Here is a 25,237-nt window from a genome sequence, read left to right as displayed (position 1 = left end):
GGGTCACGCCTGGACGCGCACCTCGGTGCCGTTCGGCGCCCACGAGTAGAGGAACTCCGCCATGCCGAGGGACAGGTTCACGCAGCCGTGGCTCATCCGATTGCCGAAGTTGTTGTGCCAGTACGTGCCGTGGAAGCCCTGGTCGCCGTTGAAGTACATCACCCACGGCACGTCCTCGGTGCAGTAGCTGTTGACGGCGTTCGGGTTGTAGCAGAGAGCGCCCATGTCCTGCACCCGGACGTGCGAGTTGATGCGGAAGTTCCCGGTGTGTGTCGGGGTGGCTGCCGTGCCCGACGAGACGAGGAAGCTGTTGACCACCTGCCCGTTCTCGTAGATGTAGGTGCGCTGCTCGCTGAGGTCGACGACGATGTTGCGAGCCAGCGTGGTCGTGCTCACCGGCACCTCGTCGACGGGGAGCTTGAAGACCGCGTCGCCCGAGCCGAGCTGGCCGGCGTAGGCCGCCGCGACGCCCGTAGCGTCGCCGAGCTGACGCCCGGACTGACCCGCCGCCATCGTCTGGAGCACCTTGCCGCCGGTGTCGGTGATGACGACGGCGTTCTCGGGGGCGCGGTCCACCGCGGCCGCGAGCGTGTCGACGACGGGCTGGATGGCCGCGGGGTCGGCGGTGATGGCGAACTCGTCCCCCTTCGGGGCGATGGAGAGCCAGGATGCCGCGACCGCACGGTCGATCGGCACCGTGCGCTCGTCGCCCACGTAGAAGCCGGCCGTGTCGAGCATGCCGTTCAGCTGGGCCACGGTCGCGTCGGCGGTCTCCGTCGAGATGTCGGCCGGAACGGCGGCGGACACGGGGTCCACCTGGACCCGTGTCTGCCCGGCTTCGAACGCCGCCTGGATCGCGGCCTGGACGGTCGCGACGTCGATGCCCACACCCTCGACCGCGGGCGTGGCGACGTACGAGGCCGTGGCGGGGTCGAATGCCAAGGTCGCATCGACCGGGTCGGTGTACAGCTGCGGGGCCGCATCGCGCAGCGCGTCGGTCGCGGCCGCGGCCTCGAGCTCGATCTCCGCATCCGTCGTCGCGAACCACGCGGTCGGGTTCCACATCGGGTGGGCTGCGAAGGCGGCGTCCGCAAGGGCCTGCGCGTCCACGGTCGCGCCCAGCTCTGCGCCGGTGAGCTCGGCGTCCTCGCCCGAGCCGGTCAGTACGACCGTGGTCTCGGCGAGGCGCTGCTCGATGGCTTCGGCGGCGGCGCCCGGGGTGAGCCAGCCGACGGGCACTCCGGCGACGGCGGTGCCCGGTGCGATGAGCACGAGCGAAGAGACGACCAGTCCGACCACTGCGACGCCGGCGGCCGCACTGATCCAGAGGGCGGTGTGCTTCTTCTTCGCCTTCGGCTCCGCGGGCGCCCACGCGTACACCGAGCCATCGGCTGCCGTCTCGGTGGGCGTCGCGGCGGGGGAGGGCGCGGGTCCGGCGGGTGCGAGCACAGCGGTCGCCACTGCGACGGTCGCGAGGTCGGCACCGGAGTCTGCTTCGGCTTCGGCGTCGGCTTCCGCTTCGGCGTCGGCTTCGGCGACTGCCGCGTCCTCGGCGGCGAGGTCGGCTTCGAGCTCCGGCTCTGCGTCCTCCTCGGTGGCAGCGCGCTGCTCGGCTTCCGCTTCTTCATTGGCGTCAGCGTCGGTGTCGATGTCGTCGGCCTCGGCCACCTCGGCCTCGGGCTCGTCCACCTCGGCCTCGGCCTCGGCCACCTCGGCCTCGGGCTCGTCCACCCCGGCCTCGGGCTCGTCCACCTCGGCCTCGGCCTCGAGATCCTCCGCCTCGGCGGCGGCACCCGTCTCCTCGGCCTCAGCGACGGCATCCGTCTCCTGCGCCTCGGCGGCGGCACCCGTCTCCTCGGCCTCAGCGACGGCATCCGTCTCCTGCGCCTCGGCGGCGGCATCCGTCTCCTGCGCCTCGGCGACGGCATCCGTCTCCTGCGCCTCGGTGCTGTCCGCCTCGACTGCGGCGGGGTCCTCGGACCCGGCTGCGGGCGCGACAACGTCCTCGGTCACGACATCCGACTGAGTCACGGCATCCTTCTCGTCCATGGCAGGCGACGGCGCGGAATCGGCCGTTGCCGTCGCCTCGCTGTCGACGTCCTGCTCGCCCTCGAGGGCGTCGTCCGCAGACGCCTCTTCGGCATGCGGCTGGGTCGCCAGATCTCTCACGCCACACCCCCGACTGTGATCAACGCTTCCCCTTATGGTAAGGGACGCGAACCCCCCGAACGGTCACGGCCTCATCACGGATGAATCGCCGGTCACAGCCGGAAATGGACCAGGCCTGCGGTGGCCGCTCATGTCCGGTAGGTCACGGTTTTGTAAAGCATCCGCGCAAATAGGCGTCACGGACTTGCGCAAAGCGGGTTCGTAAGGTCTACTAACAAACATGCCCAACACGGAAGCGCAGCGCGGCCCTTCCCTTGCCGACGCGCCGCACAGCACCGCGAACGCTCGCGCCTTCGTCCCCGGCCGCACGCTGCGGCAGGGGACCAAAGTACTCCCCGAGCACGCCCGCGGCCACAACCGCGCGCTCGTGCTCCAGACCCTGTTCCATCAGGGGGCGATGAGCCGGGCCGACCTCTCCCGGGAGACGGGCCTCACCCGCGTCACCATCTCCGACCTGGTCGGCGAGCTCATCGCCGACGGCTTCGTCGCCGAGATGGGCGTGCGCGAGGCGTCCGGTCCGGGGAAGCCCGCGATCCTGGTCGACCTCGATCACGCCGGGCATCGCATCGTCGGGCTCGACCTCTCCGGCAGCGACACCTTCATCGGCGCCGTGCTGACGCTCGACGGCAGCATCGTCGCGCGTCGCGAAGTCGCGCTCCCCGCCGACGAGGACGTCGTCGCCACGGTCGTCGAGCTGGCGCGTGCGCTCGTCGCCGACTCGCACGCCCCCGTGCTCGGCATCGGCGTCGGGACGCCCGGTGTGGTCGACGACCAGGGTGTGATCCTCACGGCGCCGAACTTCGGCTGGGCCGGCTTCGATCTCGAGGGTGCGCTGCGCAGCGCGCTCGGGGTTCCTGTCCTGGTCGCCAACGACGCCAACGCCGCCGTACTCGCCGAGTACACGTTCGGCGGCGCCCCCGACGACGTGCTGCTGGTCAAGGTCGGGCGAGGCGTCGGCTCGGGGCTGCTGCTGGCCGGTCAGCCCATGCGCGGCAGCCGCTTCGCCGCGGGTGAGATCGGCCACGTCACCGTCGGCACCGACGGCGGCCCGCAGTGCGCGTGCGGCAAGGTCGGATGCCTCGAGGCGTGGCTGTCGGTGCCGTCGCTGACGTCGCGGCTGAGCGCGGCATCCGATCCCGAAGCGTACGAGGGCATCCTGCGCGACGCGGGGGAGCGGCTGGGCATCGCGCTCGCTCCCGTCGTCGGTGCGCTGGACGTCTCTGAGATCGTGCTCTCCGGTCCCCCTGAACTTCTCGGCGGCTCCCTCGCGGAGCAAGCCGTCGAGACCCTCCGTGCGCGCACGCTCGCGCCGTCCGTGGACGAAGGCGTGCGAGTGCGGATGACGGAGCAAGGCCAGGACATCGTCCTGCGCGGCGCAGCCGTCATGGTCCTGTCAGGACAACTCGGGGTGTCCTGACACAGCGCTGTCCCCCCGGAGGCTCCGCACGGAGCCCCGGTCCCACCCTCCGGGTCACACACCCGGAAGCCCCGGTTCCCCCCGGATGGGTCACCCGGCCCACCCGAACACCAAGAGAACACACGAAGGAAGACACCATGAAGAAGACGCTTGGAGCCGTGGCGCTCATCGGCGCCTCGGCACTGGTGCTCGCCGGCTGCGCCGGCGGGACCACCCCCGGTGGATCGGACGACGCCTCGGGGTTCGACCCCGACGGCGCCAAGGACCAGGACATCACGTTCTGGGTCATGGGCGGAGACACCCCCGATGAGCTGCGCGAGTACCTGAAGGACGCGTACAGCGAGGCGACCGGCGGCACCCTCACGATCGAGGAGCAGTCCTGGGGCGACGCGCTGACCAAGCTGGCCAACCAGCTGCCCGACGCGAAGAACACCCCCGACGTGACCGAGATCGGCAACACCTGGTCGCCGACGTTCACCACCTCGGGCGCGTTCAGCGACCTGAGCGAGATCTACGACGACCTCGGCGGGTCCGACCTGCTCCAGTCGTTCGTCGACGTCGGCACGGTCGACGGTGCGCAGTACGCGCTGCCGTACTACTTCGGCTCGCGCTACATCACCTACCGCAAGGACATCTGGGAGGCCGCGGGCCTCGAGGTGCCCACGACCCTCGAAGAGTTCAACGAGGACGTCAAGACGCTGCGCACGGCCGACCAGTCGGGCTTCTACATCGGCGGCGAGGACTGGCGCAACGGCGTCTCGTGGATCTTCGCGAACGGCGGCGAGCTCGCCACGAAGGACGGCGACACCTGGGTCTCGACGCTGAGCGACGAGAAGACCATCACCGGCCTCGAGCAGTTCCAGGACCTGTTCACGAACGCCTCCAACGCTCCGGCGACCGAGGATGACAGCACGCCGTGGGTCAACATCAACAACGACAAGAACGGCAACCCGCCGACGGCCGCCACGATCATCGCACCCGGCTGGGCGCACTGGTCGATCGGTGACTTCGTCGAGGAGAAGACCGCTGACGACGGCACCGTGTCCGAGGTCCGCGAGTGGAACGACGACACCTTCGGCGTCTTCCCGCTCCCGGGAACGACCGCGGGCGAGGCGGCTCCCGTCTTCGCCGGCGGCTCGAACATCGGCATCTCGGCCAAGAGCGAGAAGCAGGCGGGCGCCAAGGAGCTGATGCGCATCATCTTCTCCGACGAGTACCAGCAGATGCTCGGCGAGAACGGCCTCGGCCCCGCGAACACGAAGTTCGTCGACTCGCTGGGCGACGACATCTTCGCCACGGCGCTCATCGACTCGGCGCTGAACTCGAAGCTCACCCCGGCCGCGCCGGGCTGGGCGGCGGTCGAGGGCCAGAAGATCCTCGAGGAGTTCTTCGGCAAGGTCGCAGCGGGCGGCGACATCCCGGAGCTGGCCGCGGAGTACGACGAGAAGATCGACGCCATCATCAACGGCTGAGACCTGCACCACTGCCGGGGTCGCGGACACGCGTCCGCGACCCCGGTCCCCTGCGATACCCCTGAAGGAGGCGGGCATGGCGGTTCCTGCCCCCACCACACTGAAAGCGTCCGGCAAGCGCGGCGCCGGCCGCGACGCCGACACCGAAGCATCCGTCGGCGGCCGACGCCGCTCACCCGTTCCCTACGCCCTGCTCATCCCCGCGATCGCGATCCTGCTGTTCGGCATGGGCTATCCCGTCGTGTGGCAGGTCATCACGTCCTTCCAGAAGTACGGCGCGCTGCAGCAGCTCGGCGGCAAGGCCCCCGACTTCGTCGGACTCGAGAACTACATCGCGGTCGCCACGAGCCCCACCTTCTGGGAGGTCGCGGTGCGCTCGGTGATCTTCTGCCTGGTCACGGCGCTGATCACGGTCGTCATCGGCATGGGGCTCGCCCTCCTGATGACCCGCGTCCCGTCGGGCGTGCGCATCACCCTGCAGATCGCGCTGCTGCTGGCCTGGGCCATGCCGGTCGTCGCGGCGATGACGGTGTGGATCTGGCTCTTCGACCGCCGTCGCGGCGTCGTCAACTACCTCCTCGACCTCATTCCGGGCGTCGACATGAACCAGTTCAACTGGATCGGCGGCGAGCCGTTCGTCTTCTTCATCGTCGCGTCGATCATCGTGACGTGGATGTCAGTGCCCTTCGTCGCCTTCTCGGCCTACGCCGGACTCACTCAGGTATCGACGGAGATGGTCGAGGCCAGCCAGCTCGACGGCGCGACCGGCTGGCAGCGTCTGCAGTACATCGTGCTGCCGATCATCCGCCCGGTGCTCATGATCGTGCTGCTGCTCAACCTCATCTGGGATCTGCGCGTCTTCACGCAGATCACGATGCTGCAGGACGCCGGCTCGAACTCGAGCGACTACGACCTGCTGGGCACGTACATCTACAAGATGGGCGTCGCCGGCCTCAACTTCGGTCAGGGTGCGGCGATGGCGATCTTCGTCCTCGCGCTCACGATCGTCCTCAGCTGGTTCTACATCCGCAGTCTCTTGAAGGAGGACCAGGTCTGATGTCCGCGTCCGCACAACTCGCGCCTACGCAGGCGCCGCCCCGGTCCGGATCCGCCCGCCCCTCGGCGCCCGCCCCGAAGCGCCGCCGGCGCGGTTCCGCCGCGACCTGGGGCTGGAGCATCCTGGCGATCCTCGTCGCGCTGATCTGGGTGTTCCCGGTCTACTGGATGTTCAACTCGTCGATGCTCTCGTCGGCGACGCTGGAGTCCTTCACGCCGACCTTCGTCCCGTTCGGCGGCTCGTTCGCGAACTACCGCGGCGTGATCGACGGCTCGTTCTTCAGCGCGCTGGGCATCAGCCTCTCGGTCACGATCATCGCGGTGTTCTGCTGCCTGCTGTTCGCCTTCCTCGCCTCGGTGGCGATCAGCCGGTTCCGCTTCCGCGGCCGTCTCTCGTTCATCCTCGCGATCCTCGTCATCCAGATGCTGCCGGCCGAGGGCCTGTTCATCGCGCAGTACAAGATGATGAGCGAGCTGGGGCTGCTCTCGAACATCTTCGGCCTCAGCCTGCTGTACATCGCGGCCGTCGTGCCGTTCACCGTGTGGATGCTGCGCGGCTTCGTGGTCGGCGTCCCCGCCGAGCTCGAAGAGGCGGCGATGGTCGACGGCCTCAGCCGCACCCAGGCGTTCATGCGCATCACCCTGCCGCTGCTCGCGCCCGGGCTCGTCGCCTCCGGCGTCTTCGCCTTCCTGCAGTGCTGGAACGAGTTCACCGTCGCCCTCGTGATCATGAACGCCGAGAACCAGACACTGCCGCTGTGGCTGCGCGGCTTCGTGCAGCAGAGCTCGAGCCGGGCGATCGACTGGGGCGAGGTGATGGCGGCTTCCACCATCGTCGCGATCCCGGTGATCGTGTTCTTCGTGATCGTCCAGGGCCGCATGACCAGCGGACTCGTCGCGGGGGCGGTCAAGGGCTGATGCGCGCGCACGACGACGCGGCCTTCCGTGGGGAGGCCGGCCGATGAAGGTCGGGCTGGACGTGGGCGGCACCAAGACGGACGCCGTCGCGGTCGACTCCGCAGGAGCGATCGCCGGCCGCATCCGCATGGCCACCGGCTGGGGTCCGGATGCCGTGGCCCAGACGGTCGTGGACGCCGTGCGCGCCCTCGGGGCCGAAGCCGGTGTGGACCTCTCGGCCGTGCGGTCGGTCGGGGTCGGCATCCCGGGGCAGATCGAGCCGGGCACGGGTCGCGTGGTGCACGCGGTGAACCTCGGCGTCGACGAGCTCGACCTCGCGACCATGGTGGCGCCGCAGCTGCGGCTCGTCACCCCGCGACTGGGCGGGCCGGTGCAGGTCGAGAACGATGTGAAGGCCGCCGCACTCGGCGCTCATGCGCTGCACACGGGCAACGGCTCGCCCGCGCCGGGTTCGATGGCCTACCTCAATCTGGGCACCGGCATCGCCGCGGGTATCGTGTCGGACGGCGTGCTGTGGCGCGGCGCGCGAGGCACCGCCGGCGAGGTCGGCCACATCTCCGTGGACCCGAGCGGCCCGCTCTGCCGGTGCGGTCAGCGCGGCTGCATCGAGGCCTTCGCAGGCGGCGGCGCGATCGCCGAGCGGTGGGCGAAGCGCTCGGCCCTGCCGGTGCGTGACGTCTTCGACGCCGCGGACGAGGGCGATCCGTCGGCGCTCCAGCTGCGTGCCGGATTGGCCCGCGGCGTCGCGGCGGCGGTGCGGGTACTGGTGCTGACGGCCGACGTCGATATCGTGGTGCTCGGAGGGGGTGTGACGGCCTTGGGCGATCGACTGATGACGGATGTCGCAGCCGAGCTGTCGGCCAGCGCCGAGGCATCCCCGTTCATGCGCTCGCTGCATCTGACCGAACGGGTCGAGCTGCTGCCGCCGGGGTCTCCGGCCGCGGCGCTCGGCGCGGCTCTGGTGGGTGCGGACGGCGACGCCGCACACGACGCCGAGGAGGCACTGGTTCATGGCTGAGATCGTCATCGTCCGAGACAAGGCGGCGGCCGGGGCGCTCGTCGCCGACCACATCGCCGGTCTGCTGCGCGCGAACCCCGAGACCGTCCTCGGGCTCGCGACCGGATCGACGCCACTGCCCGTCTACGAGGCGCTGCGCACGCGGCTGGAGGGCGTCGACGTGTCGCGCGTGCGCGGGTTCGCGCTCGACGAGTACGTCGGCATCGACCCGGCGCACCCCGAGAGCTATCGCTCGGTCATCACCCGCGAGGTCGTCGAGCCGCTCGGGCTCGACCCGTCGCGCATCCGCACGCCGGACGGCACCCCCGAGGGCATCGAGCATCACGGCGAGGAGTACGAGGCCGCCATCCGCGAGGCGGGCGGCATCGACCTCCAGATCCTCGGCATCGGCACCGACGGTCACATCGGCTTCAACGAGCCCGGCTCGTCGTTCGCCTCGCACACGCGCGTGAAGACGCTGACCGAGCAGACCCGCCGTGACAACGCGCGCTTCTTCGCGTCGGTCGACGACGTGCCCATGCACTGCATCACGCAGGGCCTCGGCACCATCCTCCGTGCGCGGCACCTCGTGCTGCTGGCGTTCGGCGAGGGCAAGGCGGCGGCGGTCGCGGGCGCCGTCGAGGGCCCACTGTCGGCGTCGCTGCCGGGCTCCGCGATCCAGCTGCATCCGCGTGCGACAGTGGTCGTCGACGAGGCGGCCGCAGCGCAGCTCTCCCGCGCGGACTACTACCGCTACGCCTACGACAACAAGCCCGACTGGCAGGGCATCTGAGTCCTAGGCTGACAGCATGACGGATGCCGCCGACGGCGTGACGGCCCCTCCACCCGTTCCACGAGGCACCGGTGGCGCGTCGCACGTCGCCCCATACCGCGCAGACGCGCCTCCCGCGCGAGCTGACGGATTGCCGCGCACCCTCATGCTCGGCGGCGTGCTCCTCATCGTGAGCGCCGTCGCCGCGTTCGCGGCGCCGAACGCATTCGCGGCGAGTCTGCCGTTCCACACCGTCCTCTACTGGGGTTCGATCGCCGCGTTCTCGACGAGCGTGCTCGTCTTCGCGTTCGGCGTTGGCCGCGGCGGGAGCATCGTCGCGCGACGTCCGCTGGGCGTGACGGCGGCGCTCGTCCTCGCGCTGTGGCCCTTCGCGGAGCGCGTGCTGACGTGGGCGATGCCTTTCGATGAGGGCACGACGGAGTTCTATCAGGTCTGGGGCTACATCTCGCTGACCGCGAAGGTTTCGGCGGCGGTCGTGCTCGTGGTGCAGATCGCGCGCGCCGGGGTCGTGACCGGACGGTTGCGCTGGGCACCCGCGTGGGCGCTCGCAGCCGTCGTCGTGCCGCAGATCCTCGCCCAGGTGCTGGCGATCGCGATGGGGATCGACCAGAGCAGGACCGAGGCCGATGGGCTGATTCTGCTCTTCGGGCTAGGACAGCTCGCGTCGTTCGCGGCGCCGGTGACCCTCGGCATCCTCGCCATCGTCCTCGCGCAGCGTCGCCCGGCACCCTCCGGCGACCCCGTCCAGGTGTTCCCTCCCGCCGCCTGACCGTTCCCTCCGGCCCGCGTGCCCGTGCCGAAATCAGGTGATTTCGCCGGGGTAGGACGTTTCCGCGCGAATTCTCCTACCTCCGCCAAATCACCTGATCTGGCGACGTGGGTCAGGGGGGTCAGGCGGGGGTCAGGCGGCGAACACCTTGCCGGGGTTGAGGATGCCCTGCGGGTCGAAGACGCGCGCGATCTGCCGCTGCAGCTCCCACTGATCGTCGCCCAGCTCGTCGGCGAGCCAACGGCGCTTCAGCACACCGACCCCGTGCTCTCCGGTGAGCGTGCCGCCGAGGCGCAGCGCGGCGCGGAAGAGGTCGTCGGCGGCCGCCCAGACATGCTCGGGCGCCTCGATCACTCCGGACTCGTCCGGCTCGCCGGCGAAGATGAAGTTCGGGTGCAGGTTGCCGTCGCCGGCATGGGCGACGGTCGGGATGACCATCCCGTGCTCGCGCTCGACGCGCGCGATCTCGTCGAACATGGCGGGGAGGGCGCTGCGGGGCACCGAGACGTCTTCGATGAGCGCCGTGCCGAGCGACTCCATGGCCGGATGCATCGACCGTCGGATCGTGAGCAGCCGCTCGCCCTCTTCACGGTCGTGAGAGAGGGCGACGTTGCCGCCGGCTATGCGCAGGACCGCCGCGATCGCGTCGGCCTCCGCTGCCGCAGCGGGCCCGTCGGTCTGGATCGTGAGCTGGGCGGCCCCCGCCGTGGGCGGGTCGAGCGAGAGGAGCGCGTGCACGGCCGCGAGGGACGCGGCATCCATCAGCTCCATGATCGCCGGCTGCGCACCCGATGCGGTGACGGCGGCGGATGCCTCGGCCGCCGTCCGTACGTCGGGGAAGGTGGCCGCGATCGTGCAGACCTCGCCGGGCACGAGGCGACGGAGCTTGAGCGTGGCGCCGACCACGACGCCGAGAGTCCCCTCGGAGCCGATGACGAGCGAGGTCAGGTCGAGGCCGGTCACGCCCTTGACGGTGCGGTGGCCGAGCCGCAGCAGGCGCCCGTCCGCGAGCACGAGGTCGACACCGAGTACGGCGTCGCGCACGACGCCGTACTTGGCGCAGAGCAGGCCGCCGGCACCCGTGGCGATGTTGCCTCCGACGGTGGAGATCGCGCGGCTCGCGGGGTCGGGTGCCCACCACAGCCCGAGCGGTTCGAGAGCGGCGTTGAGGTCGGCGTTCAGGATGCCGGGCTCGACGACGGCGAGCAGATCATCGGGGCGCACCTCGAGGATGCGGTCCATCCCGCGCACCGAGAGGGCGATCTCGCCCTGTCCCGCGTTGGCGCCGCCCGCGAGGCCGGTGCCGGCGCCGCGCGTGACGACGGGGGTGCCGGTGCGGGTTGCGATGCGGAGGGTCTGCTGGACGTCTTCGACACTGCGCGCGTGGACGACGGCGATGGGCTGACCGGATGCCGCGTGCCCCGACTTGTCGGCGCGCGCGGCGGCGAGCGACTCCGGCGCGGTGTCGACTCGGTCTCCGAGTTCGGCGCTCAGGAGGGCGAGCGCGTCCGCGCCCGGGTTCACGACAGACGCCGGCGACCGGCGATGACCCCCGCGGTGACCGCGACGACGCCGAAGGCGAGCCCGATCCAGGCGTTGCCCATCGACCACCACGCGATCGTCGCCGACGCGTACACGAGCAGCTCGACGATCGCACGCACGAACGGGTGCACCGCGAACACGGCCCGCGGCGACACGAACAGAGCCCACAGCAGGATGGCGACGGCAGGCGCCGCGATACCCGCCACGATGTTCCACGGGAACGGCCACATCGTGAAGCCCCACAGTGCGAGCGTGCCGAAGGCGAAGATCTCGCACACGAACGCGACCAGGTCGATCGCCGAGAGCGGCGCGCGGGTTCCCGGCGCCGGTTCGGCGGGCGGTGCGGGCGTGACGTTCGGCGTGTCGGACATGGCCTCCAGTCTACGGCGGAGGCTCGGGCGCAGCCGCCTCGGGGGTTGCCCCGCGACGCGGGGATCGCGCCGTGCAGACGGTGGGGCTACGGCGCGACCGAGGTCCCAGCGCCCGCGGGCGTCGAGGCGGCTGCAGGTCCGGCATCCGTGTCGGATTCCACAGCGGCAGCCGGCGCGTGGGCCAGTGCTGCCGACGCGATCGGCGCGGCGGGCGTCGAACCCGCGGGACGGCCACCGCGAGCGGGCCTGACCTCGAGGTCCAGTACGGCGGCCGAGCCGTACGGATGCGCCGAGCTGTTCACCGTTCCAGAGGAGTTCGGCTTGCCGTTCTCCGCGCCGTTCCCCTCACCGGTGTTGCCGCCGTTGCCGTTGCCGGTGCCGGTGCCGGTGTTGCTGCCGTTACCGTTGCCAGTGTTGCCGCCGTTGCCGTTGCCGGTGCCGTTCGGGGGGGTGCCGTTTCCGGTGGTTCCGCCGTTCCCGGTGGTGCCGCCGTTGCCGCTGCCCGTGCCGTTCGTGGGGGTGCCGTTCTCGCCCGGGTTCCCATTGCCGGCGCCGTTGCCGGCGCCGCCGTTGCCGGCGCCGCCGCTGCCGGTGTTGCCGTTGCCGGCGCCGCTGCCCTCTTCCGGGGGCGTTCCGGTGCCGGCGTCGTCGCCGCTGCCGGCGGCGCCGCCGTTGCGAGGCGTGGCCGCGTTGCCGGCCTGTCCTTCCTCCACTGTTCCGAGCTCCGCGATCAGCGGGAGGTCCGACGGACCCGGACCGGGCGCCGGCAGCTGCAGGATGCCGTCTTCGACGCCCTCGGCGTCGTCGGCGTCTTCGTTCTCGGTCACCTCGGTGGGGGTGAGGACGGTGGAGTCGACCACGCTCGCCGGTATGGGCGCGGGAGCTGCCGGAGGAAGCCCGACGGCTGCCGCCACGACACCGCCGACGACGACGAGGCTCGCCGCGGCGAGCCCGGATGCGGCCCCGATGCCGACGGCGACGGATCCGCCGGCAGCGCTCGCCGCCACGGCGGTGGTCGTTCCGACGGCGGTGGCCGCGCCGGCGGCTCCGGCACTCGTGCTGACGGCCGCGGCGCCGGCGCCGAGTCCGCTGCCGGCGGTCGCCGAGCCGCCGGCGGCGCTCGCCGCGGCGCCGGTGGTGCTCGCCGCCGCACTCGTGGATCCTGCGGCCGCACCGGTCACGCCGACGGGGCTCGCGGCCACGCCGCCCTGGACGACGCTCGACGGCATCGCGGCCAGTGCGACCAGCGATGCGCCGCCGCCCTGCATCGTCGCGAGGTAGCCGGTGGTGCCGACCGCGCCGAGGGCGAGGGGGAGCAGCACCAGCGCCAGCCGGCTCGAGACCTCCTTGGCCTCGCTGGCGACGATCGAGCACCGCACGCAGCCCGCGAGGTGCCGCTCGACCTTCATGTGGTCGCGGCGGCCGACATTGTGGCGCGCGTAGGCTCCGAGGCGCTCGATGGTCCACTGGCAGTCCGACCCGTCGGCGATCGAGCGCAGATGTGCCTGGATCCACGCCTCGCGGAGCCCTTCGCGGGCACGGAACGTCAGCTGCGCGACGGCGGTCGCCTTCATTCCGAGGAGCGGTGCGATCTCGGCGGGCTTCATCCGCTCGATCTCGGAGTACCAGAGCACCTCCTGCCACCGGGTGGGCAGACTCCGGAACGCCTGGTGGGTGAGGCTGCGGTCGAGCGCGGCCTCGCTCTCGTGCTCGGCGCCGGAGGGGTCCTCGACGCCGTCGAGCTCTTCGTACGGCGTCTCGCGCCGTGCGCGACCCCAGGCCGCAGCGGTGTTGCGGATGCTCGTGAAGAGGTAGGCACGGAAGGATCCCGTGGGCCCGCCGCCGTTGACGATGGAGTGGTAGATGCGCGTGTAGGCCTCTTGCACGAGATCGTCGGCATCGAGGCTGGACGTCATGTTGCGGGCGACCGTGACCCCCGCGCGATAGTGACGCCGCCACAGCTCGGCGAACGCCGAGGTGTCGCCCGAGCGCGTCTGCAGCACCAGGTCGGTGTCTGCGACGACGTCGGGATCGTGCTCGCGCACTTCGTCGTGATCCATGAGGCCCCCAGTCCCGCGGGCGCACGGCGAACGTCGTGCATCCCGGGTTCGCGTCGCGATCAGCGGCGCGGCTCGTTCCATTGTCGTCGCCGTGATGCGATTTGACCAGTGGCGGATGATCGTCGCCCGCCGCGGTTCCCGACTCCGAGAAATTCTGAGGAAGTGACGTAATAGATCGCCCCGCGCGCGGTCTCTTTGGTCAGAGTGGTTGGCCGCCCTTGTGTGGGGCATGACGGCGGCCGCCCCCCGCGGCGAAGTCGCGGACATGGCGGGGCTCGAAGGTATCTCGGGGGAGGGACCTTCGGCCCCGCCTGCATTCGTTCTGCACGGCGGTTACCACGCCGGTGCGGCGGTGACGACCCGCGATCACTCCGAGCCCGTTGAGCCGAGCCCGTTGAGCCGATCCAGCTGAGCCGATCCCGCTGAGGCGCCGGGTGTCAGACGGCGCTGCCGGCGACCCACACCCGGCGGACCGCGAGGCCCGCGTCGAGCAGCACGGCGTCGGCCAGTGCGCCGATGTCGAGGGTCCCGAGATCGTCGCGGCCGATCGCGCGCGCGGGCTGGGCGCCGAGCGCGCGCACGACGACATCGAGGGGGACGCCCGCACCCGCGACGTGGCGCAGGGCGGCGTCCTGCGTGAGGGTCGAGCCGGCGATCGCGCCTCCCTGTTCCAGCCGCGCCACGCCGTCGGTGACGCGCACGCCCAGACCGCCGAGCTCGTACCGGCCGTCCTGCGAGCCGGCGGCCGCCATCGCGTCGGTGATGAGGGCGATCCTGTCGCCGGCGACCGTGAAGAGCGTCGCGATCAGCTCGAGGTCGACGTGGACGCCGTCGGCGATGACCTCGAGCGTGACGCGGTCGTCGCGGAGCGCTGCGACCACGGGGCCGGGCGCGCGGTGGTGGATGCCGGGCATCGCGTTGAACGCGTGCGTCAGCAGCGTCGCGCCGGCGTCGAACGCGCGGCGGGTCGTGGCGGCATCCGCGTCGGTGTGGCCGACGGCGACGGCCACGCCGGCGTCGACGAAGCGCCGGATCGCATCGAACGCACCCGGCCGTTCGGGGGCCAGCGTGACCTGGCGGATGGTGCCGCGGCCCGCTTCGATCAGGCGATCGACGGATGCCGCGTCCGGCGCACGCAGCAGGGACTCGGTGTGCGCGCCCTTGTGGCCGGGGTCGAGGAAGGGGCCCTCGAGGTGCGAGCCGAGGATCGTGGGATCGGCGTCGCAGAGATCGGCCACCATGGCCACGCGTGCGGCGAGCTCATCGATCGGGGCGGTGATGAGCGACAGCACGGCGCGCGTCGTCCCGTGTGCACGGTGGATCGCGCGGCCGGTGGCGATGGCGTCCGGGCCGTCGTCGAAGCCGGCACCGCCACCGCCGTGCCCGTGGATGTCGACGAAGCCCGGGACGAGGCATCCGCCCCCGCCGTCCACCGTCTCGTCGGCACGGGGGAGTTCGTCGCCGGCGCCCGCCGCCACGACCCGCTCGCCGTCGAACAGCGCCCACGCGTCGTCGCGACCGCTGTCGACAGCGGCGGAGCCCAGCAGGCGTACGGAGTGGACGAGGGTGCTCATGCGGTCTCCCGGTCAGTGGGCGGCGTTCGTGCGGAGACGGGTCATTCGGTGGCCCAGGGGATCTCCTCGGACGGGTGGAAGCCGATGCCCATGCTCGTCCACAGTGGTCCGAGTGCGCCGACGCGCTCGCGGAAGGAGGCCCACGTGCGCAGCTCGCTCGTCCCTGTCTTCGGCGACCAGGCTGCTTCGGCGGCCGCGGCCGCCCGCGGGAATGCCATGGTGTCGATGTCGGCCGCCGTGCTGATCGTCTCCGTCCACAGGGGCGCCTCGACGCCGAGGATGCCGGAGTCGTCGATCCCCGGGATCACGTCCGACGGCTCCCACGAGTAGGCGCGCTCGACGCTCGTCGGCCCGTTCGCCCACGTGAGGCCGAGCTCGGGACCGGTGGGGTACTTCATGTCGAGGTAGATGGCGTCGGCGGGGGAGAGGATCAGCTGCGCGCCGTTGTCGACGAAGGCACGTGCCTTCTCGGCCATGCCCTCCTGGGGTGTGCGGTAGCCCCAGTACTGACCGAGGGTGGTGTCTGCGATGTCGGCCGCGGCGCCGGCCTCGTGCCACGCGACCGGTGTCTTGCCGAGGTCGGCGATGATGGCGCTCGCGCGGGTGACGAACGCCGCGAAGTCCTCGTCATTGGTCGAGAGCGACTCGTCGCCTCCGAAGTGGAGGTAGGGCCCCGGCGTCATCGCGGCGAGTTCGCCGAACACGTCGGCGACGAAGTCGTAGGTCGCCTCCTCATGCACCTTCACCGAGGAGAACCCGACGGCCATGCCCTCGTACGGCACGCCGGCGCGGGGCTCCTCGCCGCCGTAGTCTCGGATGATCTCCCGCATGTGATCGCTGATCGTCGGGTCCTCGGCGAGGTCCGGGTAGGCCAGGCCGACGGCGTGCGTGTGGCCGGGCATGTCGACCTCGGGCACCACGATCATGTGCCGGGATGCCGCATACTCCACGATCTCGCGGTAGTCGTCCTTCGAGTAGAACCCGCCGGCATCTCCGCCGACAGCGGTGGCCGAGGCGCGCGCGGTCAGCTCAGGACGCGAGTCGAGGTGGATGCGCCAGCCCTGGTCGTCGGTGAGGTGGAGGTGCAGCGCGTTCAGCTTCAGCGAGGCCGCGCGGTCGATGTACCCCTTGACGGTTTCGACCGGGTGGAAGTGGCGGGCGACGTCGAGCATGACGCCGCGGTACGCGAAGCGCGGGGTGTCTGCGATCGTGACCGCCGGCACGGTCCACTCGCCGCCGTCGCGGGCGATCAGCTGGCCGAGCGTCTGCACGCCGTAGAACAGACCGGCCGCGTCGACGCCGGTGACGACCACGGATGCCTCGTCTACCGCGATGCGGTACGACTCGGCGCCCGAGCCCGCCGAGCGGTCGATCCGCAGGTCGATGGCGGCTCCGTCGTCGACGGATGCCAGGGCCAGTCCGGCGCGGGCCTGGACGACCGATGCGAGGGCGGCGGCGGCATCCTTCTCTCCGGTCACCGTCGTGGCGGACGACAGCCGGAACGGCGCACCGGACCCCGCCTCGATCGAGACGGGCGCGGGGACGACGGCGGGAAGCGACACGGTGTCTCCATTCTGTGCGACCGGCGCGCAGCCGGCCAGCAGCGCGACGACGAGGACCGCTGCGGCGGCAGTCCGTCCTCGTCGACGATTCATGTAAAGAGTCCTAACAAAAAGGATGCGGTTCAGCCTACCGGAACCGCCGATGCAGGCGTCACCCGGCGTCCGTTATGCTCGGGGTGTCGCGACTGGCGTTGAGGTGGGACACCACCGGGGAGCGACCGACTACGGCATTCGACCGCACGCCTGGGCCGATGTGACCCCGCCCCGGGGATTATCCAGCAAGCCGTCGTCAGGAGATCGCATGACCGATCAGTTCTTCAACGCCCCTCTCTCCGAGGTCGATCCCGAGATCGCCCAGGTGCTCGACCGCGAGCTCGAGCGCCAGCGCGGCTACCTCGAGATGATCGCCTCCGAGAACTTCGTGCCCGTCTCGGTGCTGCAGTCGCAGGGTTCGGTGCTCACCAACAAGTACGCCGAGGGCTACCCCGGCCGCCGCTACTACGGCGGCTGCGAAGAGGTCGACGTCGCGGAGGAGCTCGCCATCCAGCGTGCGAAGGCGCTGTTCGGCGCCGAGTTCGCGAACGTCCAGCCGCACTCCGGCGCCACGGCCAACGCCGCCGTGCTGCACGCCATCGCGCGCCCCGGCGACACGCTGCTCGGCCTCTCGCTCGACCAGGGCGGCCACCTCACCCACGGCATGAAGATCAACTTCTCGGGTCGCCTCTACAACATCGTCGCCTACGGCGTCGACCCCGAGACCTCGACCATCGACATGGACGAGGTGCGTCGCCTTGCGATCGAGCACCAGCCCAAGGTGATCATCGCCGGCTGGTCCGCCTACCCGCGCCAGCTCGACTTCGCCGCCTTCCGCGCCATCGCCGACGAGGTCGGCGCGCTGCTGTGGGTCGACATGGCGCACTTCGCCGGCCTCGTGGCCGCCGGCCTGCACCCGAGCCCGGTGCCGCACGCCCACGTCGTCTCGTCGACCGTGCACAAGACCATCGGCGGCCCTCGCTCGGGCTTCATCCTCACGAACGACGCCGACCTCGCCAAGAAGCTCAACACCGCGGTGTTCCCGGGCCAGCAGGGTGGCCCGCTCATGCACGTGATCGCCGCCAAGGCGACCGCGTTCAAGCTCGCCGCGACCCCCGAGTTCAAGGAGCGCCAGGAGCGCGTCCTGCGCGGCGCGCACGTCATCGCCGAGCGCCTGTCGCAGCAGGATGTGAAGGATGCCGGCATCGCGGTCCGCTCGGGCGGCACCGACGTGCACCTCGTGCTCGTCGACCTCCGCAACGCCGAGATCGACGGCAAGCAGGCCGAGGACCTGCTCCACGAGATCCACATCACCGTCAACCGCAACGCGGTGCCGAACGACCCGCGGCCGCCCATGGTCACCTCGGGCCTGCGCATCGGCACGCCGGCGCTCGCGACGCGCGGTTTCGGCGATGCGGAGTTCACCGAGGTCGCGGATGTCATCGCCCTCGCGCTCCTGCCGAACGCCGACGTCGAGGCGCTGCGGGCGCGGGTCGCCGCGCTGACCGCAGCCTTCCCGCTCTACCCGGGGCTCGAGCAGTGACCGCGCAGAAGCTCGACGGGCGCGCGGCGGCGGCCCGGATCAAGGAGGAGCTCCGCGAGCGCGTCGCGGCGCTGAAGGCGAAGGGCATCACGCCCGGCATCGCGACGGTGCTCGTCGGCGCCGACCCGGCGTCGCAGCTGTACGTCGGCATGAAGCACCGCGAGTCCGAGGCCATCGGCATGAACTCGATCCAGCGCGAGCTGCCGGCCGACGCCACGCAGGCCGACGTCGAGGCGCTGATCGACGAGCTCAACGCCGACCCGGAGTGCCACGGCTACATCGTGCAGCTGCCGCTGCCGAAGCACATCGACACCGACGCGATCCTCGAGCGCATCGACCCCGCGAAGGACGCCGACGGCCTGCATCCGACCAACCTCGGCCGGCTGGTGCTCAACGTGAACGGGCCGATCACCACGCCGCTGCCGTGCACGCCGCGCGGCGTGATCGAGCTGCTGCTGCGCAACGACTACGACCTCAGGGGCAAGGATGTCGTCGTGGTGGGCCGCGGGGTCACGATCGGGCGCTCGATAGGCCTGCTGCTCACCCGCCGCGAGATCAACGCGACCGTGACGCTGACGCACACCGGCACGACCGACCTGCCGCGCCACCTGCGCCAGGCCGACGTGATCGTGGCGGCCGCGGGCGTCAAGCACATCGTGCGCGCCGAGGACGTCAAGCCCGGCGCCGCCGTGCTCGACGTCGGCGTCACGCGCGAGGAAGACCCCGAGACCGGCAAGTCCAAGGTGTATGGCGACGTGCACCCGGACGTCGCCGAGGTCGCCGGGTACCTGTCGCCCAACCCCGGCGGCGTCGGCCCCATGACGGTCGCCCTGCTCATGACGAACGTGGTCGAGGCCGCCGAGCGCGCATGACGCCTCGTGCGCGCCTGTATGGTGAGCGCGTGCGCGCGATGGTCTACGAACGATACGGCGGGCCCGAGGTTCTCACGCTGCGAGAAGTCCCCACACCGATTCCGTCGCGCGGTGAGGTGCTCGTCGAAGTCGTGGCGACTTCGGTCAATCTCTCGGATTGGGAGGGACTGCGCGGAAGTCCCGGCTATTCGCGCTTCGGCGGACTCATCCGGCCCGCGCGCCATACTCTGGGCTCCGACATCGCCGGTCGAATCGTCGCCGTCGGCGAGGGCGTGAGCCGTTTCGTCGTCGGCGACGAGGTGTTCGGCGACAACCTCGCACGCAAAGGGGGATTCGCCGAGTACGCGGTGGCGCCGGAGTCTGCGCTGACGCACAAGCCGAAGGAGCTCTCGTTCGCCGAGGCATCGACGATCCCTCAGGCGGGGGCGATCGCGTCGCAGGCCGTTGCCCTTGCGGCTCCCGGGTCGCGGATGCTGATCAACGGCGCCGGCGGCGGGTCGGGCTCGTTCTTGGTGCAGCTGGCGAGCGCGAAGGGAGTGCACGTCACGGCGGTCGACAATGCCGGCAAGCAGGACTTCCTGAGGGTGCTCGGCGCCGACGCGACCCTCGACTACCGACGCGATGACTTCACACGCACGGGTCCGTACGACCTGATCGTCGACCTCGTCGCCAGTCGATCGATCTTCGCCTATCGGCGCGCGCTCGCGAAGGGCGGGCGCTGCGTCGTGATCGGCGGCACCAGCCGGGCCGTTCTCCGGATGGTCACGGTCGGGCGGCTGCTCGGCGTGCTGACCCGCGCGCACCTCGGCCTGCTCATCGTTCGGCAGGGTCCCGCAGGCTTCGCTTCGGTGGCGAGATCATGCGCGAGCGGTGACCTCGACATCCACATCGATCGGGTCTTCAGCCTGAGCGAGGTGCCTGCTGCGCTGGCCTGGCACGGAGAAGGGCGAGCACGCGGCAAGGTCGTCGTGGCCGTGCGAGAAGGCTGAGGCCCCCGGGAGGCGCGTCCGGCGCACGTCACGCCGGGACGAGCTCCTCGCTCTCGCGCGCGACGACGGATCCGGCATCCGTCGCCCCGAGGGATGCCATGCCGCCGACCCAGCGCTCGCGGTCGGCGTCGCTGCGGTGGCGCACCTCTGCGAGCCGCGTGACGGCGCGGACGCGGATGCCGCAGAACTCCAGCGTCGCGTTGCGCAGCGACCGGATGGCGGCGTTGCGATAGGCCCAGGCGTTCCAGATCTTCGGGGAGTCCATCGTCATCACGATGCGCGCCGTGCGGCCGGTGAGCAGCTTGTCCCACAGGCGGCCGGTGGCGCGGTAGCGGTAGGCGAAGCCCGACAGGAAGACGCGGTCGATCCAGGTCTTGAGTGCCGCCGGGTACGAGCCCCACCACTGGGGGAAGAAGAAGGCCAGGTGATCCGCCCAATCGACGTCGGCGACGTAGGCGGCGACCTCAGGGTCGAGCGGCACGTCGGCATCGCTGCGGGGGAGGCGCATCTCGTTGCGGTCCGACGGATGCCGCGGCACCGCGTCGCGCGCGAGGTCGACGAGGCGCACCTCGGCGCCGGCGGCGCGCGCCGCGTCGGCGTAGGAGTGGGCGAGCGCGTGATTGAGGCTGCCGGCGAGCGGCGTGCCGATCACGACGAGGATGCGGGGAGCGTTCATGCGCGGATCTCCTCTGGTATGGCCGTGCGTCCGCGGGGCGAGGGCTGCTGCTTGACGAAGGCGGTGAGGGCGATGAGCTGTGCGTTCAGACGAGGCGCGTCGATCGGGTCGTCCCCGAGCGCCGGGTCGGTGAGCATCGCGGCGAACTCCCGCTCGAGCGCGGCGCCCGCGTCACGCACCAGCTCGGTGCTCTTGGGTGTGAGGGAGAGCAGGATGCTGCGGCCGGCCCCGGGCGGGGACTGCGCGGTGATCCACCCCTCCTCGACGAGCGCAGGGACGCGCTTGCTGACCGCGGCCTTGGTGACTCCGAGGCAGTGCGCGAGCGTCGTCATGTCGGCGGGCTCGGCGTCGTACAGCACCGCAAGGAACTGGAAGTGGTTGAACGTCACGCCGTAGCCGGACCGCAATGCGGCGTCCGCGAAGGCGTCGAGCTCCGCGAGAAGCTCGTGGAGGGTGAAGGTCAGCCGGTCGGACACACAATGAGTAAACCAGTTGACTCGCAGTGAGTCAACAGGTTTACTCAGGGGGCGGTTGCGGGACGATCATCGGGCGCCCAGCCGGTCCTCCGCGGCGGCCAGCGCGGCCCGCGCGCCGTCGGTCGGTGCGATGGCGACGAGGCCCCGGTAGAGCTTCACCAGCGACTCGATGTCGAGCTCGCCGGTCCGGGCACGGTCGCAGTGCACGGCCTGGATGGCAGCCTCGAGCTGGAAGCGGCCGAGCGGTCGGCCGAGAGCGGAGGCGCGGCGCAGCAGCGCGGCGCCTTCGGCGATGAGCGCGCGGTCCCAGAGCGTCGGATCCTGCTCGTCGAGCGGTGGCCAGGGCTCCTCGGCTCGTGCTGGCGCTCGGGACTGCGCGTAGGTGAGAAGCGCGGCGAGTCCCCATGCCTCCGGCTCGTCGCCGAGGAGCGTCGCCGTGAGCACCGCGAGCCAGCGCGCCTCATCGGCGAGCGACTCCCGCGGCTCGTCGCCCTGATCGAGCCAGCCGATCGCGTAGGCGCCGTAGATAGCCTCGAGCACCGCGGGCAGGCGAGCGGGCATGTCGGTGCGCGTCGGAATGCGGAACGGGATGCCGGCGTCGCGGATGCGCCGCTTCGCGCGCACGAGCCGCTGCGCCATCGTCGCCTGCTCGACCCCGAACGCGCCGGCGATGGCGGCGGCGTCGAAGCCGAGCACGGTCTGCAGCATGAGCGGGGTCCGGACCGCGGGGTCGATCGCCGGGTGCGCGCAGGCGAACAGCAGCTCCAGTCGCTTGTCGGGGATCGCCTCGCTCTGCTCGAGCGCCGTGAGCGCGTCGACGGCATGCTCGTCGGCGCGCGCTGCGGCGATCCCCTCGTCGAGGGGAACGCCGCGGCGGTGCGACGCGGAGCCCAGAGCGTCGCGCAGGCGGTTGCGAGCCACGGTGACCAGCCACCCTTCGGGATTGGCGGGGATGCCGGCATCCGGCCACGTGCGCAGCGCGCGCTCGAATGCGTCGGCGAGGGCGTCCTCGGCGAGGGCCAGGTCGTTCGTGGAGGCGGCGAGGATCGACAGGATGCGGCCGTACGACGCCCGCGCGGCGCGCTCGGCGACCGCGAGGGCGGCGTGCTGGCGTGCGGCGTCATCGGGATCCACGCTCCCGGGTGCTCCGTGCAGCGCGCCGCCGCTGTGCGGAGGGGGCGCGGGATCCGTCGGCATCAGCGCGCGAAGGTCGTCCAGGCGCCGTCGTGGAAATGGGTCGCGCTCGGCCGCACCTCGACGGCACCCCAGCCCGCCGACGGAGCTCGCCCCGCCCACGCGATCGCCGCGTCGAGGTCGTCGACGTCGATGACGAAGGTGCCCCCGAGCTGCTCCTTCGTGTCGGCGAAGGGGCCGTCCTGCACGCGGAGCGAGCCGTCGGCCGCGGTCACGGTCGTCGTCACCGCGGAGGGCTGGAGCACCTCGGCGGAGATCAGCACGCCGGCCTCGTCGAGCGCCTTGGCATACTCGTCGAATTCGCGCATGCCCTCGGCCAGCGCTTCGGGACCGAGGTCCTCGGGTGTCATCTCGGGGTAGTGCAGGAGCAGTGCGTACCGCATGGTGTCGTCCTTTCTGGTGGATTGCGACACCCCTATGACGATCTCCGCCGTCCCCGATCGACAGGTCGGGCGAATCAGCCTTTTCCGAGCTCGTCGAGCATGCGGCGCTGCTCGTCGGTGAGACCGTCGTTCAGCTCGCGACGACCCGCTTCGGTCGCGGGCGCCGGTGCACCGGGATAGGTGTCACGAGGGCTCGGGACCCCGGGCGCCGAGGTCGCGGCATCCGTCCCCGCGGTCTGGGTCCCGGTCGCCTTGTCGTAGAGCGTCCCCGCATGGCCTTCGACCTTGTCGTCTATCGCGCCGTAGATCGCCCAGCCGATGAGGAGGAAGACGGGAGGCAGGACCCAGCCCCAGAACGCGCCGAAGATGCCGCCGCCGATCGAGACGCCGGTGAACAGCACGGTGGCGATCCACACGAGGAAGGCGACCGCGAAGGCCAGGAAGAACTCGACCAGCTTCTCGCCGGCCCTCGTGCGCTGCCCGGCGGACTTGGCCGCCATCGAACGGAACCACTTCTCGACGAGCGGCTTGATCCAGATGACGAGTGCCGTCAGGACGATGCCCGCCCACAGCGCCGCCCAGCCCACGCGCGCCGGCGTGAGCCAGCCGACCACGAGCAGAACGAGGATGTTGAACACGAGCAGCGACGCGAACCGCACGACCCACTTCTTCATGCGTTCACTGTGCCACGTTCCGCCGACGGGAGGGAATCGGGCGGATGCCGCTGCCGGCGCGTCAGTACGACGTGCGCTCGCCGGCGGCGTCGGTGGGGACGAAGCGGGCGGCGAGAGCCTCGGACCCTCGCGCGAGGAGTGCGACGTCGGCGCCGACGAGCACGAACCCCGCTCCCGCCCCGACGTAGGCGTCCGCCGCGGCCGGGTCGAACGCGTTGACCCCGACCGGCTTGCCCGCCGCGCGCACGGCGTCGAATGCGCGCAGGGCGGCGGCGACGACATCCGGATGTGTCTGCTGGCCGAGCACCCCCATCGACGCGGCGAGGTCGGAGGGTCCGACGAAGACGCCGTCGACGCCGTCGACCTCGGCGATCTCGGCGGCGGCCTCGACACCCGCCGTCGTCTCGATCTGCACGAAGAGCGACACGTGGGCGTCGGCGTCCTGCAGGTACCCGTCGACACGATTCCATCGCGCCGAGCGTGCGAGCGCCGAGCCCACACCGCGGGTGCCGCGCGGGGGATAGCGCACGGCCGCCACGGCGGCCTCGGCATCCGCTCGGGACGACACCATCGGCACCAGGAGGTTCTGAGCTCCGAGATCCAGCACCTGCTTGATCGTCACGACGTCGCCGATGGGCACGCGCACCACCGGCGTCACCGGATAGGCGGCGACGGCCTGCAGCTGCGCGAGGACGGACTCGAGGCCGTTGGGGGAGTGCTCCATGTCGATGAGCACCCAGTCCAGGCCGGCCCCGGCGCAGATCTCTGCCACGAGCGGAGATCCGGTGCACACCCACATGCCCGCCAGCGGACGATCGGCGCCGGCGAGCGCGTCGCGGAAGGTCGGGGTCAGACGAAGCGGCATTCGATGACTCCCATCGGTCCGTAGTCGCACAGCACGCTATCGCCTCGCGACACCCACATGGGGCGCGTGAACGATCCGGCGAGGATGATCTCGCCGGCCTCCAGGCGCGCGCCGTGCTGGTGGAACTTGTTGGCGAGCCATGCGACGCCCGTCGCGGGGTGGCCCAGCACACCCGCGGCGACGCCGGTCTCTTCGATCTCGCCGTTGCGGCTCAGGACGCCGGGGACCCAGCGCAGGTCGATCTCGTCGGGGCGCTTGCGCACGGTGCCCAGCACCATCGCGCCGTAGGCCGCGTTGTCGGCGATCGTGTCGACGATCGTGCGACCCTCGAGCTCGACGTGCGAGTTGAGCACCTCGAGGGCGGGGACGGCGTAGTCGATCGCCGCGAGTGCGTCGTCGAGCGTGCAGTCGGGGCCTTCGAGCGGCGTCTTGAGCACGAACGCGAGCTCGACCTCGATCCGGACGTTGGAGAAGACGTCGACCGGGATCTCCGCGCCGGAGCGGTACACGGTGTCGTCGAACATGACGCCGTAGTCGGGCTCGGTGATTCCCGTCGCCTGCTGCATCGCCTTCGACGTGAGCCCGATCTTGCGCCCGACGAGCGTCCGGCCGGCAGCGACGTTGGCGTCGCGCCAGACCCCTTGGATCGCGTAGGAGTCCTCGACGGTCGCGTCGGGGTACCGCGCCGTGATGCGTGGGATCACGCCGTGCGTGCGGTCGGCCTCGGCCAGCTCGTCGGCGATCGCCGCGATGTCATCGGGTGACAGCATCCGTTTCTCCTGTCGTGTCTGGTGAGTCCAGGGCGTTTCGTCTCGCTTCGCTCGCTCAACGA

The 25,237-nt window shown here is 71.1% G+C and carries 23 protein-coding genes and 1 riboswitch; of the genes, 10 read left to right on the top strand and 13 right to left on the bottom strand.

Annotated features, from left to right (window positions below):
• Positions 1-3: 3 nt before the first annotated feature.
• Positions 4-2,169 carry a L,D-transpeptidase family protein gene (locus MRBLMI12_RS20335; RefSeq protein ID WP_363357989.1) on the bottom strand — a complete coding sequence of 722 codons (2,166 nt, stop codon included), beginning with the start codon at positions 2,167-2,169 and terminating at the stop codon, positions 4-6.
• A 220-nt stretch (positions 2,170-2,389) separates the two neighbouring features.
• Here MRBLMI12_RS20335 and MRBLMI12_RS20330 point away from each other — a divergent pair, with 220 nt between their 5' ends.
• The 7 genes from MRBLMI12_RS20330 to MRBLMI12_RS20300 all read left to right on the top strand — a co-directional run bounded on the left by MRBLMI12_RS20330 (position 2,390) and on the right by MRBLMI12_RS20300 (position 9,591).
• The gene (locus MRBLMI12_RS20330) at positions 2,390-3,586 is read left to right on the top strand and encodes an ROK family transcriptional regulator (RefSeq protein WP_349426660.1); all 1,197 of its coding nucleotides are present in this window, start codon (positions 2,390-2,392) and stop codon (positions 3,584-3,586) included.
• A gap of 137 nt (positions 3,587-3,723) precedes the next feature.
• Positions 3,724-5,058, top strand: coding sequence for an extracellular solute-binding protein (locus tag MRBLMI12_RS20325; RefSeq protein ID WP_363357988.1), 1,335 nt, complete (start codon positions 3,724-3,726; stop codon positions 5,056-5,058).
• 76 nt (positions 5,059-5,134) lie between these two features.
• On the top strand, positions 5,135-6,115 hold the full coding sequence (locus MRBLMI12_RS20320; protein WP_363357987.1) for a carbohydrate ABC transporter permease: 981 nt from the start codon (positions 5,135-5,137) through the stop codon (positions 6,113-6,115).
• A complete protein-coding gene (locus MRBLMI12_RS20315; protein WP_363357986.1) occupies positions 6,115-7,032 on the top strand; it encodes a carbohydrate ABC transporter permease in 918 nt (305 codons plus the stop codon). The genes MRBLMI12_RS20320 and MRBLMI12_RS20315 overlap by 1 nt, the downstream gene beginning before the upstream one ends.
• Positions 7,033-7,075: 43 nt before the next feature.
• A complete protein-coding gene (locus MRBLMI12_RS20310) occupies positions 7,076-8,050 on the top strand; it encodes an ROK family protein (RefSeq protein ID WP_363357985.1) in 975 nt (324 codons plus the stop codon).
• Complete coding sequence (locus tag MRBLMI12_RS20305) at positions 8,043-8,822, top strand: glucosamine-6-phosphate deaminase (RefSeq protein ID WP_363357984.1); 780 nt, start codon at positions 8,043-8,045, stop codon at positions 8,820-8,822. The genes MRBLMI12_RS20310 and MRBLMI12_RS20305 overlap by 8 nt, the downstream gene beginning before the upstream one ends.
• Before the next feature lie 16 nt (positions 8,823-8,838).
• On the top strand, positions 8,839-9,591 hold the full coding sequence (locus tag MRBLMI12_RS20300; RefSeq protein WP_363357982.1) for a hypothetical protein: 753 nt from the start codon (positions 8,839-8,841) through the stop codon (positions 9,589-9,591).
• 132 nt (positions 9,592-9,723) lie between these two features.
• Here MRBLMI12_RS20300 and MRBLMI12_RS20295 read toward each other — a convergent pair whose 3' ends face one another.
• The 5 genes from MRBLMI12_RS20295 to MRBLMI12_RS20275 all read right to left on the bottom strand — a co-directional run bounded on the left by MRBLMI12_RS20295 (position 9,724) and on the right by MRBLMI12_RS20275 (position 16,700).
• Positions 9,724-11,115, bottom strand: coding sequence for an FAD-binding oxidoreductase (locus MRBLMI12_RS20295; RefSeq protein ID WP_363357981.1), 1,392 nt, complete (start codon positions 11,113-11,115; stop codon positions 9,724-9,726).
• Positions 11,112-11,504, bottom strand: a complete 393-nt coding sequence (locus MRBLMI12_RS20290) for a YrdB family protein (protein WP_308868181.1) — start codon at positions 11,502-11,504, stop codon at positions 11,112-11,114. The genes MRBLMI12_RS20295 and MRBLMI12_RS20290 overlap by 4 nt, the downstream gene beginning before the upstream one ends.
• Before the next feature lie 86 nt (positions 11,505-11,590).
• Complete coding sequence (locus tag MRBLMI12_RS20285) at positions 11,591-13,564, bottom strand: sigma-70 family RNA polymerase sigma factor (RefSeq protein ID WP_363357980.1); 1,974 nt, start codon at positions 13,562-13,564, stop codon at positions 11,591-11,593.
• A gap of 437 nt (positions 13,565-14,001) precedes the next feature.
• Positions 14,002-15,138 carry an N-acetylglucosamine-6-phosphate deacetylase gene (gene nagA / locus MRBLMI12_RS20280; RefSeq protein WP_363357979.1) on the bottom strand — a complete coding sequence of 379 codons (1,137 nt, stop codon included), beginning with the start codon at positions 15,136-15,138 and terminating at the stop codon, positions 14,002-14,004.
• A gap of 41 nt (positions 15,139-15,179) precedes the next feature.
• Entirely contained in the window at positions 15,180-16,700 is a 1,521-nt protein-coding gene (locus tag MRBLMI12_RS20275; RefSeq protein WP_414686243.1) for a beta-N-acetylhexosaminidase, read from the bottom strand.
• A 171-nt stretch (positions 16,701-16,871) separates the two neighbouring features.
• Positions 16,872-16,956: riboswitch (ZMP/ZTP riboswitch) on the top strand.
• Between the two features lie 45 nt (positions 16,957-17,001).
• On the opposite strand from MRBLMI12_RS20275, the gene glyA reads away from it, so the two are divergent.
• From glyA to MRBLMI12_RS20260, 3 genes are read left to right on the top strand one after another with little or no spacing between them, the layout of a single operon-like run.
• Positions 17,002-18,276 (top strand): serine hydroxymethyltransferase, encoded by a 1,275-nt coding sequence (glyA, locus tag MRBLMI12_RS20270; RefSeq protein WP_363357977.1) that lies wholly within the window; start codon positions 17,002-17,004, stop codon positions 18,274-18,276.
• Positions 18,273-19,148, top strand: a complete 876-nt coding sequence (locus MRBLMI12_RS20265; protein WP_363357976.1) for a bifunctional methylenetetrahydrofolate dehydrogenase/methenyltetrahydrofolate cyclohydrolase — start codon at positions 18,273-18,275, stop codon at positions 19,146-19,148. Before glyA ends, MRBLMI12_RS20265 begins: the two co-directional genes overlap by 4 nt.
• 38 nt (positions 19,149-19,186) lie before the next feature.
• Positions 19,187-20,137, top strand: coding sequence for an NAD(P)-dependent alcohol dehydrogenase (locus MRBLMI12_RS20260; RefSeq protein ID WP_363358245.1), 951 nt, complete (start codon positions 19,187-19,189; stop codon positions 20,135-20,137).
• A 28-nt stretch (positions 20,138-20,165) separates the two neighbouring features.
• Here the strand turns inward: MRBLMI12_RS20260 and MRBLMI12_RS20255 are convergent, their stop codons facing one another.
• The 7 genes from MRBLMI12_RS20255 to MRBLMI12_RS20225 all read right to left on the bottom strand — a co-directional run bounded on the left by MRBLMI12_RS20255 (position 20,166) and on the right by MRBLMI12_RS20225 (position 25,175).
• Positions 20,166-20,813 carry an NAD(P)H-dependent oxidoreductase gene (locus MRBLMI12_RS20255; protein ID WP_363357975.1) on the bottom strand — a complete coding sequence of 216 codons (648 nt, stop codon included), beginning with the start codon at positions 20,811-20,813 and terminating at the stop codon, positions 20,166-20,168.
• Positions 20,810-21,289 carry a MarR family winged helix-turn-helix transcriptional regulator gene (locus MRBLMI12_RS20250; protein ID WP_363357974.1) on the bottom strand — a complete coding sequence of 160 codons (480 nt, stop codon included), beginning with the start codon at positions 21,287-21,289 and terminating at the stop codon, positions 20,810-20,812. The genes MRBLMI12_RS20255 and MRBLMI12_RS20250 overlap by 4 nt, the downstream gene beginning before the upstream one ends.
• A gap of 66 nt (positions 21,290-21,355) precedes the next feature.
• On the bottom strand, positions 21,356-22,423 hold the full coding sequence (locus MRBLMI12_RS20245; RefSeq protein WP_363357973.1) for an RNA polymerase sigma factor: 1,068 nt from the start codon (positions 22,421-22,423) through the stop codon (positions 21,356-21,358).
• A gap of 62 nt (positions 22,424-22,485) precedes the next feature.
• Entirely contained in the window at positions 22,486-22,866 is a 381-nt protein-coding gene (locus MRBLMI12_RS20240) for a YciI family protein (RefSeq protein WP_363357972.1), read from the bottom strand.
• A 74-nt stretch (positions 22,867-22,940) separates the two neighbouring features.
• The gene (locus MRBLMI12_RS20235) at positions 22,941-23,540 is read right to left on the bottom strand and encodes a hypothetical protein (RefSeq protein WP_363357971.1); all 600 of its coding nucleotides are present in this window, start codon (positions 23,538-23,540) and stop codon (positions 22,941-22,943) included.
• A 61-nt stretch (positions 23,541-23,601) separates the two neighbouring features.
• Entirely contained in the window at positions 23,602-24,405 is an 804-nt protein-coding gene (locus MRBLMI12_RS20230; protein WP_363357970.1) for an HpcH/HpaI aldolase family protein, read from the bottom strand.
• Positions 24,390-25,175: a 2-keto-4-pentenoate hydratase gene (locus MRBLMI12_RS20225; RefSeq protein ID WP_363357969.1), complete on the bottom strand. Its 786-nt coding sequence runs from the start codon at positions 25,173-25,175 to the stop codon at positions 24,390-24,392. The genes MRBLMI12_RS20230 and MRBLMI12_RS20225 overlap by 16 nt, the downstream gene beginning before the upstream one ends.
• Positions 25,176-25,237 lie beyond the last annotated feature (62 nt).

The sequence above is a fragment of the Microbacterium sp. LMI12-1-1.1 genome (assembly GCF_040676455.1).
GTDB lineage: Bacteria > Actinomycetota > Actinomycetes > Actinomycetales > Microbacteriaceae > Microbacterium.
This window is presented reverse-complemented; position numbering and strand designations above follow the sequence as displayed.

Bases quoted from the DNA above. Each gene is read 5' to 3' on its own strand.
- MRBLMI12_RS20230 (WP_363357970.1), bottom strand. From the start codon at position 24,405: ATGCCGCTTCGTCTGACCCCGACCTTCCGCGACGCGCTCGCCGGCGCC.
- MRBLMI12_RS20330 (WP_349426660.1), top strand. From the start codon at position 2,390: ATGCCCAACACGGAAGCGCAGCGCGGCCCTTCCCTTGCCGACGCGCCG.
- MRBLMI12_RS20255 (WP_363357975.1), bottom strand. From the start codon at position 20,813: ATGAACGCTCCCCGCATCCTCGTCGTGATCGGCACGCCGCTCGCCGGC.
- glyA (WP_363357977.1), top strand. From the start codon at position 17,002: ATGACCGATCAGTTCTTCAACGCCCCTCTCTCCGAGGTCGATCCCGAG.
- MRBLMI12_RS20290 (WP_308868181.1), bottom strand. From the start codon at position 11,504: ATGTCCGACACGCCGAACGTCACGCCCGCACCGCCCGCCGAACCGGCG.
- MRBLMI12_RS20240 (WP_363357972.1), bottom strand. From the start codon at position 22,866: ATGCGGTACGCACTGCTCCTGCACTACCCCGAGATGACACCCGAGGAC.
- MRBLMI12_RS20310 (WP_363357985.1), top strand. From the start codon at position 7,076: ATGAAGGTCGGGCTGGACGTGGGCGGCACCAAGACGGACGCCGTCGCG.
- MRBLMI12_RS20235 (WP_363357971.1), bottom strand. From the start codon at position 23,540: ATGAAGAAGTGGGTCGTGCGGTTCGCGTCGCTGCTCGTGTTCAACATC.
- MRBLMI12_RS20315 (WP_363357986.1), top strand. From the start codon at position 6,115: ATGTCCGCGTCCGCACAACTCGCGCCTACGCAGGCGCCGCCCCGGTCC.
- MRBLMI12_RS20260 (WP_363358245.1), top strand. From the start codon at position 19,187: ATGGTCTACGAACGATACGGCGGGCCCGAGGTTCTCACGCTGCGAGAA.
- MRBLMI12_RS20320 (WP_363357987.1), top strand. From the start codon at position 5,135: ATGGCGGTTCCTGCCCCCACCACACTGAAAGCGTCCGGCAAGCGCGGC.
- MRBLMI12_RS20325 (WP_363357988.1), top strand. From the start codon at position 3,724: ATGAAGAAGACGCTTGGAGCCGTGGCGCTCATCGGCGCCTCGGCACTG.
- nagA (WP_363357979.1), bottom strand. From the start codon at position 15,138: ATGAGCACCCTCGTCCACTCCGTACGCCTGCTGGGCTCCGCCGCTGTC.
- MRBLMI12_RS20285 (WP_363357980.1), bottom strand. From the start codon at position 13,564: ATGGATCACGACGAAGTGCGCGAGCACGATCCCGACGTCGTCGCAGAC.
- MRBLMI12_RS20300 (WP_363357982.1), top strand. From the start codon at position 8,839: ATGACGGATGCCGCCGACGGCGTGACGGCCCCTCCACCCGTTCCACGA.
- MRBLMI12_RS20225 (WP_363357969.1), bottom strand. From the start codon at position 25,175: ATGCTGTCACCCGATGACATCGCGGCGATCGCCGACGAGCTGGCCGAG.
- MRBLMI12_RS20305 (WP_363357984.1), top strand. From the start codon at position 8,043: ATGGCTGAGATCGTCATCGTCCGAGACAAGGCGGCGGCCGGGGCGCTC.